16 protein-coding genes are annotated in these 12,577 nt (G+C 64.6%); 5 read left to right on the plus strand and 11 right to left on the minus strand.

What is annotated here, in order from left to right:
* Nucleotides 1-6: 6 nt before the first annotated feature.
* Genes J3A71_RS12605 through purU form a run of 3 tightly spaced genes read right to left on the minus strand, consistent with a single transcriptional unit; the run spans nucleotide 7 to nucleotide 3,004 of the window.
* The gene (locus J3A71_RS12605) at nucleotides 7-1,248 is read right to left on the minus strand and encodes an FAD-dependent oxidoreductase (RefSeq protein ID WP_016487666.1); all 1,242 of its coding nucleotides are present in this window, start codon (nucleotides 1,246-1,248) and stop codon (nucleotides 7-9) included.
* Nucleotides 1,248-2,141, minus strand: coding sequence for a bifunctional methylenetetrahydrofolate dehydrogenase/methenyltetrahydrofolate cyclohydrolase FolD (gene folD, locus J3A71_RS12610; protein ID WP_023049264.1), 894 nt, complete (start codon nucleotides 2,139-2,141; stop codon nucleotides 1,248-1,250). Before folD ends, J3A71_RS12605 begins: the two co-directional genes overlap by 1 nt.
* Nucleotides 2,138-3,004, minus strand: a complete 867-nt coding sequence (gene purU / locus J3A71_RS12615) for a formyltetrahydrofolate deformylase (protein ID WP_016487664.1) — start codon at nucleotides 3,002-3,004, stop codon at nucleotides 2,138-2,140. Before purU ends, folD begins: the two co-directional genes overlap by 4 nt.
* Nucleotides 3,005-3,214: 210 nt before the next feature.
* Between purU and J3A71_RS12620 the strand changes: the two genes are divergently transcribed.
* The 5 genes from J3A71_RS12620 to J3A71_RS12640 all read left to right on the plus strand — a co-directional run bounded on the left by J3A71_RS12620 (nucleotide 3,215) and on the right by J3A71_RS12640 (nucleotide 6,366).
* Nucleotides 3,215-3,613 carry a hypothetical protein gene (locus tag J3A71_RS12620; protein WP_016487663.1) on the plus strand — a complete coding sequence of 133 codons (399 nt, stop codon included), beginning with the start codon at nucleotides 3,215-3,217 and terminating at the stop codon, nucleotides 3,611-3,613.
* A gap of 130 nt (nucleotides 3,614-3,743) precedes the next feature.
* Entirely contained in the window at nucleotides 3,744-3,962 is a 219-nt protein-coding gene (locus J3A71_RS12625) for an MbtH family protein (RefSeq protein WP_016487662.1), read from the plus strand.
* Nucleotides 3,959-4,678 carry an alpha/beta fold hydrolase gene (locus tag J3A71_RS12630; protein ID WP_016487661.1) on the plus strand — a complete coding sequence of 240 codons (720 nt, stop codon included), beginning with the start codon at nucleotides 3,959-3,961 and terminating at the stop codon, nucleotides 4,676-4,678. Before J3A71_RS12625 ends, J3A71_RS12630 begins: the two co-directional genes overlap by 4 nt.
* Before the next feature lie 57 nt (nucleotides 4,679-4,735).
* On the plus strand, nucleotides 4,736-5,287 hold the full coding sequence (locus tag J3A71_RS12635) for a hydrolase (RefSeq protein WP_016487660.1): 552 nt from the start codon (nucleotides 4,736-4,738) through the stop codon (nucleotides 5,285-5,287).
* Nucleotides 5,288-5,313: 26 nt separating this feature from the next.
* Complete coding sequence (locus J3A71_RS12640; protein ID WP_096426226.1) at nucleotides 5,314-6,366, plus strand: DUF1615 domain-containing protein; 1,053 nt, start codon at nucleotides 5,314-5,316, stop codon at nucleotides 6,364-6,366.
* A gap of 160 nt (nucleotides 6,367-6,526) precedes the next feature.
* Here the strand turns inward: J3A71_RS12640 and J3A71_RS12645 are convergent, their stop codons facing one another.
* From J3A71_RS12645 to J3A71_RS12680, 8 genes are read right to left on the minus strand one after another with little or no spacing between them, the layout of a single operon-like run.
* Nucleotides 6,527-7,390 carry a zinc ABC transporter substrate-binding protein gene (locus tag J3A71_RS12645; protein ID WP_096426225.1) on the minus strand — a complete coding sequence of 288 codons (864 nt, stop codon included), beginning with the start codon at nucleotides 7,388-7,390 and terminating at the stop codon, nucleotides 6,527-6,529.
* On the minus strand, nucleotides 7,387-8,286 hold the full coding sequence (locus J3A71_RS12650) for a metal ABC transporter permease (protein ID WP_016487657.1): 900 nt from the start codon (nucleotides 8,284-8,286) through the stop codon (nucleotides 7,387-7,389). The genes J3A71_RS12645 and J3A71_RS12650 overlap by 4 nt, the downstream gene beginning before the upstream one ends.
* Nucleotides 8,283-9,032 (minus strand): metal ABC transporter ATP-binding protein, encoded by a 750-nt coding sequence (locus J3A71_RS12655; protein WP_209952945.1) that lies wholly within the window; start codon nucleotides 9,030-9,032, stop codon nucleotides 8,283-8,285. The genes J3A71_RS12650 and J3A71_RS12655 overlap by 4 nt, the downstream gene beginning before the upstream one ends.
* Nucleotides 9,029-9,931 carry a metal ABC transporter substrate-binding protein gene (locus J3A71_RS12660; protein WP_016487655.1) on the minus strand — a complete coding sequence of 301 codons (903 nt, stop codon included), beginning with the start codon at nucleotides 9,929-9,931 and terminating at the stop codon, nucleotides 9,029-9,031. The genes J3A71_RS12655 and J3A71_RS12660 overlap by 4 nt, the downstream gene beginning before the upstream one ends.
* A 16-nt stretch (nucleotides 9,932-9,947) precedes the next feature.
* Nucleotides 9,948-10,517, minus strand: a complete 570-nt coding sequence (locus tag J3A71_RS12665) for a DUF6162 family protein (RefSeq protein ID WP_096426224.1) — start codon at nucleotides 10,515-10,517, stop codon at nucleotides 9,948-9,950.
* Nucleotides 10,514-10,834 carry a hypothetical protein gene (locus tag J3A71_RS12670; protein ID WP_016487653.1) on the minus strand — a complete coding sequence of 107 codons (321 nt, stop codon included), beginning with the start codon at nucleotides 10,832-10,834 and terminating at the stop codon, nucleotides 10,514-10,516. Before J3A71_RS12670 ends, J3A71_RS12665 begins: the two co-directional genes overlap by 4 nt.
* The gene (locus J3A71_RS12675) at nucleotides 10,831-11,370 is read right to left on the minus strand and encodes a hypothetical protein (protein WP_016487652.1); all 540 of its coding nucleotides are present in this window, start codon (nucleotides 11,368-11,370) and stop codon (nucleotides 10,831-10,833) included. The genes J3A71_RS12670 and J3A71_RS12675 overlap by 4 nt, the downstream gene beginning before the upstream one ends.
* Complete coding sequence (locus tag J3A71_RS12680) at nucleotides 11,367-12,560, minus strand: PepSY domain-containing protein (RefSeq protein ID WP_016487651.1); 1,194 nt, start codon at nucleotides 12,558-12,560, stop codon at nucleotides 11,367-11,369. Before J3A71_RS12680 ends, J3A71_RS12675 begins: the two co-directional genes overlap by 4 nt.
* Between the last annotated feature and the right edge of the window lie 17 nt (nucleotides 12,561-12,577).

Here is a 12,577-nt window from a genome sequence, read left to right on the forward strand (position 1 = left end):
TTGCTCCTAGTGGCTGGCCGCAGTGGCGCCCATTTCGTTGACTTGCTGGAAGCGGCTGAAGCGCTCCAGGGCGAAGGGGGCGATCATTTCGGGCACTTTGCCGCCGCTGGCCACCAGCTCGGCCATGGTCTTGCCGCAAATTGGCGTGGCCTTGAAGCCCCAGGTGCCCCAGCCGGCGTCCAGGTAGTAGTTGTGCACCGGCGACAGGCCCATGATCGGGCTGTAGTCCGGGGTCATGTCGGTCATCCCGGCCCACTGGCGCATCAGCTTGGCGTTGGCCATGAACGGGAACATCTCGATGGCGTGGGCCAGCAGGCTTTCCTTGAGATCCAGTGTGGAGCGCGTGTTGTACAGCGGGTAGGGGTCGGAGCCGCCGCCAAAGACGATCTCGCCACGGCTGGTCTGCTGCACATAACAGTGCAGTGCCGACGAACTGACCAGCGGATCGAGGAACGGCTTGAACGGCTGCGTGACCATGGCCTGGAGCGGGTAGGTGTGAATCGGCGCACGTATGCCAGCCTTGGCCATCAGCAGCGAACTGGCGCCGGCCACGGCCTGGACCACGCAGCCGCACTGTACGGTGCCACGGTTGGTCTTGACCGCTTCGATGCGGCCATTGCGAATCAGCAGGTCCTGCACTTCGGTCAGCGGGTGGATTTCCACGCCACGCTTGGCTGCCTGCTTGGCGTAGCCCCAGGCGACTGCGTCATGGCGCGCGGTGGCGCCGTCGATGTGCCAAAGGCCCGCCAGCACCGGCAGGTGGCCGGGGTCGAGGTTAAGGCTGGGCACCAGTTCACGAATCTGCTGGCGGTCGATCATTTCGGTGCGCCCGCCGAAGTGCTTGTTGACTTCGGCCCGCTGGCGGAAGGCGCGCACGGTGGCATCGGTGTGCGCCAGGGTGAGCTGGCCGCGCTCGGAATACATGATGTTGAAGTCGAACTCGTTCGACAGGTTCTGGAACATGCGCACCGATTCTGCGTAAAAGCGCACACCTTCGCTGGTGAGGTAGTTGGAGCGGATAACCGCGGTGTTGCGTGCGGTATTGCCACCGCCCAGGTAGGCCTTTTCCAGCACAGCGACGTTGGTCACGCCATGGTACCTGGCGAGGTAGTAGGCGATGGCCAGGCCATGGCCGCCGGCGCCAATGATCACCACGTCATAGCGTGGCTTGAGTTCGCACGGTGGCGGCAGGTCGACCTCCACCGGGTAGTCGGCACTCAGGCCGTATTTCAGCAGGGCGAAAGGCATCAGGTGCGCTCCTGGTGGGCGGCCTGTTGTTGCAGGTCGAGGGCGAGCAGGGTGTTTTTCATCAGGTAGGCGATGGTCATCGGGCCGACGCCGCCGGGCACCGGAGTAATGCCGGCGACCTGGGGCAGGGCAGCGGCGAAGTCGACATCACCGACCAGGCGGCTGTGGCCGCCGTCATCGACGCGGTTGATGCCGACGTCGATCACCATCGCGCCGGGCTTGAGCCAGTCGGCACCGATCAGCCGTGGCTGGCCCACTGCCGCCACCAGGATGTCGGCCTGGCGGCAAAGCGCTGGCAGGTCGCGGCTGTGCGAGTGCACCACGGTCACCGTACAGTCGGCCTGCAGCAGCAGGGCAGCCATGGGTTTGCCGACAATGTTCGAGCGGCCGACCACCACCGCATGCTTGCCGCGCAGCTCGCCACAGGCGTCGCGCAGCAGGCGCATGCAAGCGCTGGGGGTGCACGGGGTGAGCACATCGCGGCCTTGGGCCAGGCCACCAACGTTCTCGCTGTGGAAGCCGTCCACGTCCTTGAACGGGCTGATGGCTTGCAATACACGGTGCTCGTCGATGTGCCCGGGCAACGGCAGTTGCACGAGGATGCCGTTTACCTCCGGGTCGCGGTTCAGGCGGTCGATCAAGGTCAGCAGGTGGGCCTGGGTGGTGTCGGCGTGCAGGCGATGTTCCAGCGAGCGGATGCCCACCTCTTCGGCGCGCAGCACTTTGTTGCGTACGTACACGTGGCTGGCGGCATCGGCGCCCACCAGCACCACGGCCAGGCCGGGTTGCACGCCGCCCTGGCGCAGTTCCAGCACCTGCTCGCGCACTTCGGCCAGCACCCGCGCGGCGGTGGCCTTGCCGTCGATCAGCTTGACGCTGAGAAGGGCGCTCATTTGAAGATCACCGTGCGGTCGTGGTTAAGGAACACCCGGTGTTCCAGGTGGTATTTCACGGCGCGGGACAGGGCGATGGTCTCGGTGTCGCGGCCGATGGCCACCAGATCGTCCGGTGCGTAGGCGTGGTCCACGCGCTGCACTTCCTGCTCGATGATCGGGCCCTCGTCCAGGTCGCTGGTCACGTAGTGGGCGGTGGCGCCGATCAGTTTGACCCCGCGCTGATAGGCCTGGTGGTAGGGCTTGGCACCTTTGAAACCGGGCAGGAACGAGTGATGGATGTTGATCGCCCGCCCCGACAGCTGCCGGCACAGGTCATCGGAGAGGATTTGCATGTAGCGCGCCAGCACCACCAGTTCGGTGCCAGTGTCCTCGACGATGCGCAGCAGCGCGGCTTCCTGTTCGGCCTTGGTGTCTTTGGTCACCGGCAGGTAGACGAAGCGGATGCCCTGGCGCTCGGCCATCGGGCGCAGGTCCAGGTGGTTGGAGACCACAGCGGTAATGTGCATGTCCAGCTCGCCCTTGGCGTGGCGGTACAGCAGGTCGGACAGGCAGTGGTCGAACTTGCTCACCATCAGCAGCACGCGCATCGGCCGGGCGCTACTGTGCAGGCTCCACTGCATGCCGAAGCGCTGGGCCACGTCGGTAAAGCCTGCCTCCAGTTGCGGCGTATCACCACGGATACCGGTGTTGAAGCGAAACACCGCGCGCATGAAGAAGCGCCCATTGTCCTCGTCGTCGAACTGCGCCATCTCGCTGATGTAGCAACCGTGCTCGGCCAGGTAGGTGGTCACTGCGGCGACGATGCCGGACACGGCCGGGCAACTGACGCGCAGGATGAAGTGATCGGGAGCGGGGTGCATGTCGGGTAGGCCTCGTGATGGAGTGGGGCAGGTCGGGCACAAGGGCAAAAAAGCTTCGCGAGGGGCAAAGTGGTGTTTCTTAGTGGGAATATAAATTTCCTTTTGGAGATTTATAGGCGAAATGAGGGGTGGGGGTCTAGCGGTTTGTGAAATTTTTTATCCTGACAGGAAAGTTTTTTTTCGAGGCCTTTGCCGGGCTATGCTTGCTCCATGACACCACCCCCTCTGCGCCAACCTTGCCCTCCTGGTGCCTGCGACTGCGGCCGTGAACACTTGGTCGATCACCCGCAGGCGGCCCAGCGCATCCTCCTGCTGACCCGACAGGAAGAAAAGCGCCTGCTTGAACGCCTGGAAAACCTCAAGGACTTCGAGGACCTGCAACGCCTGCAGCAACGCCTGTACGAAAACCTCGGCATCCGCGTGCACATTGCCCCCGGCTACAACGAAGTGCGGACCATGCGCGGTATCGTCATTGAACTGGATGACCAGCCGGGTCTGTGCCGCAAGACCCGGCAGTCGATCCCGGCGGCAATTCGCCGCGGGCTGGAGCGCAACCCGCAGGTAGCCTTCCGTCTGCTCGATACCCACGACCTGCTGCGTGATGCCTGACCTTTGATTTCTGCACCGCTCCCACATGGGGCGCGCCAGTTGCTCTAATTTTTTCACCGCGTGCTACGTCTACTTGAAAGCCCCCCTGCACCAGGCGTGCAGCGGCACTCATCATTCAAGGAGACAGGCAATGACTTCCGTTTTCGACCGCGACGATATTCAGTTCCAGGTAGTGGTCAACCACGAAGAGCAATACTCGATCTGGCCAGATTACAAAGCCATCCCCAACGGCTGGCGTGCCGTCGGCAAGAGCGGCTTGAAGAAGGAATGCCTGGCCTACATCGACGAGGTGTGGACCGACATGCGCCCGCTGAGCCTGCGTCAGAAAATGGCCGAAGCCGCCCAGTGACCGCGCTGAACCTGCTGTGCCTGCCGTACTCCGGGGCCAGCGCCATGGTCTACAACCGCTGGCGGCGCAAACTGCCCGCCTGGTTGCAAGTGCGCCCGGTGGAGCTGCCCGGGCGCGGCGCACGCATGGCCGAGCCGCTGCACACCGACATGCAAGTGCTGGCCCGGCAACTGGCCAGCGAGCAGCGCCTGGCGACGAGCGCCCCTTATGCGTTGCTCGGCCACAGCCTGGGTGCATTGCTGGCCTTCGAGCTGGCGCATGAGCTGCAGGCGCTGGGCTGCCCCGCGCCATTGGCCCTGTTTGCCTGCGGTACGGCGGCACCCTCCCGGCGCGAAGACTACGACGGCAAGAACTGGCGCGAGCCCAAGAGCGACGCCGAGCTGATCCGCGAGTTGCGTGAACTCCAGGGTACCCCTGAGGAAGTGCTGGCCAACGCCGAGTTGATGAGCCTGACCCTGCCTACCCTGCGCGCCGATTTTCTGCTTTGCGGCACTTACGCCTACCGCCAGCGGGCGGCGTTGCAGTGCCCGCTGCACGTGCTGGGCGGGGCGGATGACCGGGCCAGCGACGAGCAATTGCAGGCCTGGCGCCAGGAAACCCAAGCCGAGTTCTCGCTGCAGATGTTTCCCGGTGGCCACTTCTTCATCCATGAGCAGGAGGACCACGTGCTTGGCGCGCTCACGGCTTCACTGGAACCGCTTCGGCTTTCTGCCTGATTGACGTCACCGCTTGCCTGGGGGAGGCTAGGCCTTTTCCCAGGCAAGGGGCGGACAATGCTGATCGATCCACACAAGGCCACGCTGCTGGTCGTCGACATCCAGGAAAAACTCATCGACGCCATGAGCGACCCTGAGGGTACTCGGGCACGGGCACGCTGGTTGTTGGCGGCGACCGCCGAGCTGGAGCTTCCGACGGTGATTTCCGAACAGTATCCCAAGGGCCTGGGGCATACCTTGGCGCCACTGCTGGCCGCAGCACCGGCAGCCGAAGTGGTGGAGAAAAGCCATTTTTCCTGTGTGGCTGCCGGTTGCCTGCCAGCGAGCCTGATGGCGCGTGAGCAGGTGATCGTGTGTGGTATGGAAACCCATGTCTGCGTGCTACAGACGGTGCTTGGCCTGCTGGCCTTGGGCAAGCAAGTGTTCGTGGTCGAGGATGCCTGCGACAGCCGTACCGCTGCCAGCAAGGCGGCGGGCCTGGCGCGCATGCGTGAGGCCGGGGCGCAGGTGGTGACCCGCGAGATGGTGTTGTTCGAATTGATGGGCAGCGCCGGCCACCCGCTGTTTCGCCACATCAGCAAAACCTACCTGGTCGGTGAACAGCCCTGAACGGCCGGTTACTGGCTGCCGGGTTGATGGCGCTGGCGCTGCTGCAAGGCTGTGCCGGGCGCCGTGAAGAAGCGCCCGAGGCGGACCCGGTCAAAGTCCGCGCCCAGCTGTTGCGGTTGCTGCCTGCGCAGGCCAAGGACCGCGAAGGCTGGGCCAAGGACATCCAAGTGGCGTTCGAGGCCCAGCGTATTACGCCGAGCAAAAGCAATTTGTGCGCTGTATTGGCGGTGACCGAGCAGGAATCCACTTTCACTGCCGACCCGCAGGTGCCCAACCTGGGGCGTATCGCCCGCGAGGAAATCGACCGCCGTGCCGGGCGCTTGCATATCCCCAGGCTACTGGTTGACGGTGCGCTCAAGGCGCCCTCCGGTAACGGCCAGAGCTACCAGCAGCGTTTGCAGGCGGTTCGCAGCGAGAAGCAACTGAGCGAGCTTTACGACGAGGTCATCGCCCGTGTACCGCTGGGCAAGACCTTGCTGGACGGGCTGAACCCGGTGCGCACCGGCGGGCCGATGCAGGTCAGCATCGACTTCGCCGAAAAGCATGCGCAGGCGTATCCCTACAGCCATGACGGCACGATTCGCCAGGAGGTGTTCACGCGGCGCGGCGGCATGTACTTCGGCATCGCCCACCTGTTGGGCTACCCCGCCAGTTACGAACGCCAGCTCTACCGTTTTGCCGATTTCAACGCGGGCTGGTACGCCAGCCGCAACGCGGCGTTCCAGGCCGCATTGGGCAAGGCGACCGGCGTGCCGCTTGCCTTGGACGGCGACCTGATTGCACCGGGGGCGATCATGCCAGGTGCCACCGAGCAAGCCGCAAGAAAGCTGGGGGCGAAGCTGGGGCTGCGTAACCCGCAGATTCGCAGCCAGCTGGAAGAGGGCGACAGCCTGGCGTTCGAGGACAGCAAGTTGTACAGCGGGGTGTTTGCCCTGGCAGATGCCAAGGCCGGTAAACCTGTGCCGCGGGCGGTATTGCCGGGGATCGAACTGAAGAGCCCCAAGATCACCCGCAAGTTGACCACGGCGTGGTTTGCCGGGCGGGTGGACGAGCTCTATCAGCGGTGCATGAAGCGTTAACTTTTCAGCTGACGCGATCCATTGTGGGAGCGGCCTTGCGTCGCGAAAGGGCCGCATAGCGGCCCCAGGGTTTCTGCGTTGATACAAAAATTGCGGGGCTGCTGTGCAGCCCTTTCGCGACGCAAGGCCGCTCCCACATTGACCACATCGGCCTGCTCGATCAGCTTTCGCCCAATGCCCCAACCACCTGGTCGACACTGGTCTTGAGCCCTGCAAACGCATCGTCAGGGTCACTCTCCACCACCACCAGCTTCGCCCCGGCGGCCTTGATCGCTTCGGCTACTGCGGCCTCCGGCTGGCGGTGGTCCAGCACCAGTGCTACATCCTGCGCTTTCAGGTTCTCCTCCAGCGCCTTGAGCGCGGCAGCATCCCATTCGGTCGGCAGCGGTTGCTCCACCACATCCAGGTTCAACCCGCTGGCCAGGTAACCCAACCGCTCGGACAGGCTCACCACCGTCAGGTTGTCGACCTTGGCCAGGCGTGTCTGGCTGCTGGCAGAAAGCTCCAGCAGCTGGCGCTTGAGCCCCGCCAGGTTGCCCTGGATCTTCGCTTTGTCACCCGGGGCCAGGCGCTCCAGGTCATTGGCCACCACATCGGCCATACGCCCGAGGTTGGTCGGGTTGAGCCAAGGGTAGGCGCCATAGGCATCATCACCGGAGACTGCAATCCCTGGCAGCGCACCATCCACCGGCCGTGCGGCATCGATTTCGACGATGCGGATGTTGCTGCGCCGGGCCATCGGGTACAGCGGGTCGTCACGCCAGATCGAACGCACACCGATTACCGCGTCGGCCTGTTGTGCGGCTTTTTCCAGGCTGGCGCCACCGCGCCCGCTGAAGTACGACGGCTGCCGGCTGGCCGGCAGGTTGGCCGGCGCCGCACGTTTTAGCTGTACCGCAGTGCCGTCGAGCAGGGCGCTGGCCAGGCTGTGGGTGACGGGCAGGGTGGTCAGCACTTGTGTGGCAAAAGACAGCGACGGCAGGCCGGCCAGGGCCAGCGCCAGGGTCAGGCGTTTCAGGTTCATGCCGGGTTTCCTTGCAGGCGAGGGACAAGGGCGCGGGCCAGGGCGGCCAGGGCAAAGCAGATGCCCGCGACCAGGATGATGGCGGCGCCTGACGGTACTGGCAGGTCGAACACGATCGGAAGCAGGATGCCAAACAGGGTGCTGACAGTGGCAATCACCACCGACAGGAAGAAAAAGCCCTTGAGCGACTGGCTGACAAGGCGAGCGGCGGCAGCGGGAATGACCAGCAGCGCGCCGACCAGGATGGCCCCGATCACCTTCACGGCGGCCACGGTCACCAAAGTCACCAGCACCACGAACAGGTAGTCCAGGGTTTTCACCGCTACCCCGCGCACAGCTGCCAGCTGTGGGTTGAAGCTGGCCAGCATGATGCGGTTGTACAGCGGCAGCGCCAAAGCCAGCACCAGGACCGCGACGATGCCCAACACCACCAGGTCCTGGCCGCTGACGGTCAGCACCGAGCCGAACAGCACGTTCTCGAGGATGTGCACGTTGATCTTGCCCGCCAGCATCAACAGCAGGCTGGCGCCCAGCGCCAGCGACACCGACAGGAACACGCCAATCAGGGTGTCCGGCGACAGCCCGGTACGGTTGCGCAGGAAGTTGAGCAGGATGCCGAACAGCAGGCAGTAGCCGAACAGGCTGCCGTAAGGGCCGGTGTAGGGCTCGCCCAGCAGGATACCGATGGCCACCCCGGTCAGCGCGGCATGGCCCACTGCCTCGGAGAAGAAAGCGAAGCGCTTGACCACCACCAGGGTGCCCAGGCCGCCCAGCACCGGGCCGATCATCAGGCCGGCCAACAGGGCGTTGACCACGAAACCGTAGGCCAGCGCCTCGGGCAGGTAACCAGCGGTGGCCCAGTCCTGGACCAGTTGGCGAAATGCTTCAAAACTCATGGGGCAAGGCTCTCGCTACGCGGGTGAACAGAGAACAGGCCGAGCAGGCGCTCCGGGGTCAGGGCCTGGGCGGGGGGGGCGTCGAACAGCACCTTGCGGCTCAGGCCGGTTACCCGGTCAGCAAGGCGCAGCACCGCTTCCAGGTCGTGCTCGATCCACAGCACGGTGGTGCCCGCCTGGCGCCAGCCCTTGAGCAACTGCTCGAACACCTGGATACCGGCTTCATCGAGTGCCGACATGGGTTCGTCCAGCACCAGCAACTGCGGCTCGGGGATCAAGCCCTGGGCCAGCAGCACGCGCTGGCGCTCGCCCCCGGACAGCGCACCCATGCGCCGCTTGCGTTTGTCTAGCATGCCGACCTGCGCCAAGGCGGCGTCTATGGCCGGTTGCACCCGCCGCGACAGGCCGAGAAAGGCGGGGCGGCGCTGGCACATGGCGGCCATGAAGTCGTCCACGGTCATCGGCAGGCCGCGGTCGAACTCCAGGGCCTGCGGCACATAGCCGATCACCTCGCGTACGCTTGGCCAATGCAGGGTCAACTGGCCCTGATGCGGCATCTGCCCGAGCAGGGTCTTGATCAGCGAGCTCTTGCCGCCGCCATTGGGGCCGACGATGGCATGCACGCTGCCGGCGGCCACAGTGAAAGCGACCTGTTCAAGGATGCGTGTGCGGCCTAGCGTCAGGTCGATGCCAGCGAACTCGATGCGTGGCCCGCAGGCCGTCAGCAGGTTGGCGGCGGCGGTCACGCGCGGTTCTCCTGAATGGCGCGGACCACGGTGTCGAGGTTGCGCTTCATTTCCACTTCGTACTTGTCCTTGGTGTATTCGCCATAGGAGATGTGCGTCAGCGGGTACAGGCGCACACCAGATTCACGCTGGATGGTTTCGACATAGGCCGACGGGAAGTCCATTTCCGAGAAGATCACCTTCACGTCCAGGGCTTTGAGCTGGTCGATGGTCTTTTTCAACTGGGCCGGGCTGGGTTCGATGCCGTGGGCCGGTTCGACCACGGCGGTCACCTCCAGGCCGAAGTCGCGGACCAGGTAATCGTAGGCGGCGTGGATGGTGGCCACCCGGAAGGTGGCGCTGGGGGCCTCGGTGACCTTGGCCAGGGCATCGGCACGCAGGGCGCGCAGGCGCTTGGCGTAGGCGCGGGCGTTTTGCGTGTAGAGCTTGGCGTTGTCCGGGTCGAGCTTGCCCAGTTCGCGGGCGATGTTGTTGACCTGGGCGATGGTGGTGCTGATCGACAGGAAGGTGTGTGGGTTGACCACCTTGCCGGCGCCGCGGGCGGCAATACCGGTGGCCGCCAGCAACGGAACGTTCTGGTTGGCCTCGATGGTATTGATGCCGGGCTTTTCGCTGGCGGCGATCATGCGGTCGGCGAAGTCGTCGTGGCCCACGCCGTTGAGCACCACCACGTCCAGGGTGCCGATGCGCCTGATGTCCTCGGCCCGTGGCTCGTAGGCGTGGGGGTTGAAGCCCGCTGGAATCAGCGGCACCACTTCGGCCTTGTCGCCGACGATGTTGGTCACGTAGCTGTAGTAGGGGTGCAGGGTGATGCCGATGCGCAGCGGCTTGCCGTTATCGGCCAGGGCCGTTGCCGGCAGGGCAAGCGCCAGGAGCAGGGCGAGGGCGGAGCGGAACATGGGGAAGTCCTTGGGTTCAGTGACGGTGTTCGCGGGTAACCCCGGCGTCGTAGTGGCTGACCACCTGCTGCCAGCCAGCGGCAATCAGTGCCGCCTGGCCGAGGTCGTCCGGGGGCGTGGCGGCGCTGTCGCGGCGCAGCCAGACATCGGCCTGGCCAGTGCTCTCGGCCGGCAGGATCAGCAGCAGGCTGCCGGCGATTTCAGGGGCCTGGCTGCGGCCCAGGTAGGCGCCGGGCTCCAGCCATGACCAGTGGTGGCCGCCACGGCTCTGGCTGCCTGCGTCGACCACGAAGGGCGGCAGGCCTTCTTCGGCCAGGGCCTGCACGCTAGGCACGGCAGCGTTTTCTTCACGCAGCAGCTGGATCTCGTCGAAGGCCACCCGCAGGTCGGTGTACAGGCCTTGCTCGGCGGCGGTGAGGTCGCGACGGGCGTCGATCTGGTGGCTGGCGATGGTCTGTTCGTCTTCGCGCTCGCCACGCAGCAGCACCACGCTGGCGGCGAGCAGCACGATCAGCAGGCTGATCAGCAGCACGTACAGGGTTTCGTGCCCGGCGCCGGCCGGGCGAATCACTTGGGCGCGGCTCATGGCTGGCCAATATCGGCGTAGTCGACTTCCACGACATGCCCTGGGCCGGCATCAAACAGCACGTAGAACTCGCCGTCCGGGCGCTTGAAGGTGAGTGTCGAGTCGTCGCCAAGCTTGCCGCCGACCAGCACCTGTTCGTCATAACCGATCACATCCAGGGTCACCCCGGGGGCACCGCTGCCGTCCGAAAAACCGCCGGTGCACTTGACCTGGCCGCCGGCCGTCTCTTCGCATTCGCACATCGGGTTATGCGCCAGGGCGGGGCCGGCGGCCAGTACCAGCAAGGGCAGGGCGAGGGTTCGCATCAGCTGTTTCATTTCTTGCCTCCTTGTTTTTCGAGCCAGGCCACGGTGGCTGGCGATGCTTTGGCCAGGGGGACCGACGCCTGGTGCATGCTGCCGTCCCAGCCTTCCAGGGTGATCCAGATCTGTGCGTCAGGCTTGGTGCGGGGCGGGATGGGCAGGTTGGTGCCCATGCGATAAGGCGCACCAAAGAAGATCGTGCCGGCAGCACGCAGGCTGCGCGGTTTGCCAATGCGCAGGTAAACGGCCTTGACGTCATTGATGCAGGCCTTGCACAGCGCTGCGTTGAAGGATTTGAAATCGCCAGCGGGGCCGTCCGGGCGTGGTGCTTCGTCACGCAGTTCAGCCAAATCCAGGGTGTAGGGGCCTGCCTGGATACCGGTGATCACGTTGGCACCCAGCCCGGCGTCGCCACGGAACAGCTTTGCGTCGTTGAAATACTTGGGCATGAAGCCCAGCGGTACCAGGATCAGCAGGATGTTCAGGTGAAAACGCCACTTCAGCCACCACTGCTTCAGTGGGCTGGCGGGTACGGCCTGGGCGTGGCTCATGATTGGGTCTCCAGGGAGGTCTGGGCGCGTTCGGTACGGGGTGCGCGTTCGCTGCGCTTGAGGGCGGCGGCGGTGGCCTGCGCGGTGCGCTTGGTCCAGATCAGCAAACCGCTGAAAACCATCAGGGTGAGTATCAGCCCGAAGAAGAACCAGATCAGCTTGATCGGCAGGCCGCCGAAGTCGCCGGTGTGCAAGGGGCGCATGGACTCGGTGACGAACTCCAGCGTGGAGCGGTCGCTGAGCAGGAACTGGCTGTCGACTTTGCGCGTGTAAGGATTGACTTCGGCGCTTTGGAACATCAGCGGATACCAGCCGCGCCCGCCCATTGAAACATGGCTGTAAGCGGTAGACGGCAACGAAACGAAGGTGATATCCAGGCCGGGAATGGCCAGGCCGGCGATGCGTGCCGCCTCATCGAGGTCAATGCGCGGGGCAGGGCTGCCATCTGGTGTTTGCGGCACTTCTTCGCGGGCGATCACCGGCACGATGGGCCGGCTGGAAATGGTGATGTGGTTGTCGAACAGGATTGCCTGGATCAGGAACCAGGTACCGGTGATGGAAATGACCGCGATGAACCAGATCGACCAGACGCCCGCCAGGCGATGCAGGTCGCCCCAGAAGATGCGCGAACCATGCCCCGTGCGTACCGGTTTGAAGAAGCCCTTCCAGAACTTCTTGTACACCACCAGCCCGGTTACCAGCGATGCCAGCATGGGCAAGCCAAGGATCGACACCAGGTACCAGCCCCAGCTGAAGCCGTTGGTGAACGGCACCAGCCACCAGCCGTGCAGGGCGCGGGTGAAGGCTTCGAAGTTGAAGTCGGGGGACTTGCCCTGGATGGCACCGGTGTACGGGTTGACGTACAGCGTCGGGCTGGTGCCGTCGGGGAAGGTGACATCGGCCGTGAGGGCAAAGTGCGAGCCGTCGGGCTGTATGAGCGAGTCCACGACCATGTCCGGTTCGGCTTTGTGCAGGGCGTCCAGCACTTGCTGGAAGCTAAGGCGCTCGGCGTCGGCATCGGGTTTGCTGGCGCGCACATCGGGGTTGGCGAGCCAGACGATTTCCTGGCTGACCACGGCGAGCATGCCGGTAAAGCAGACAATCAGCACAAAGAACCAGATCGGCAGGGCGAGCCAGCTATGGACCAGGAACCACAGCCTGGATTTGGATTTTTTCGGTGATTTGGCCATCAGACGGTCTTCTGCAT

Source organism: Pseudomonas sp. PvP089, assembly GCF_017875165.1.
Lineage (GTDB): Bacteria > Pseudomonadota > Gammaproteobacteria > Pseudomonadales > Pseudomonadaceae > Aquipseudomonas > Aquipseudomonas fortuita.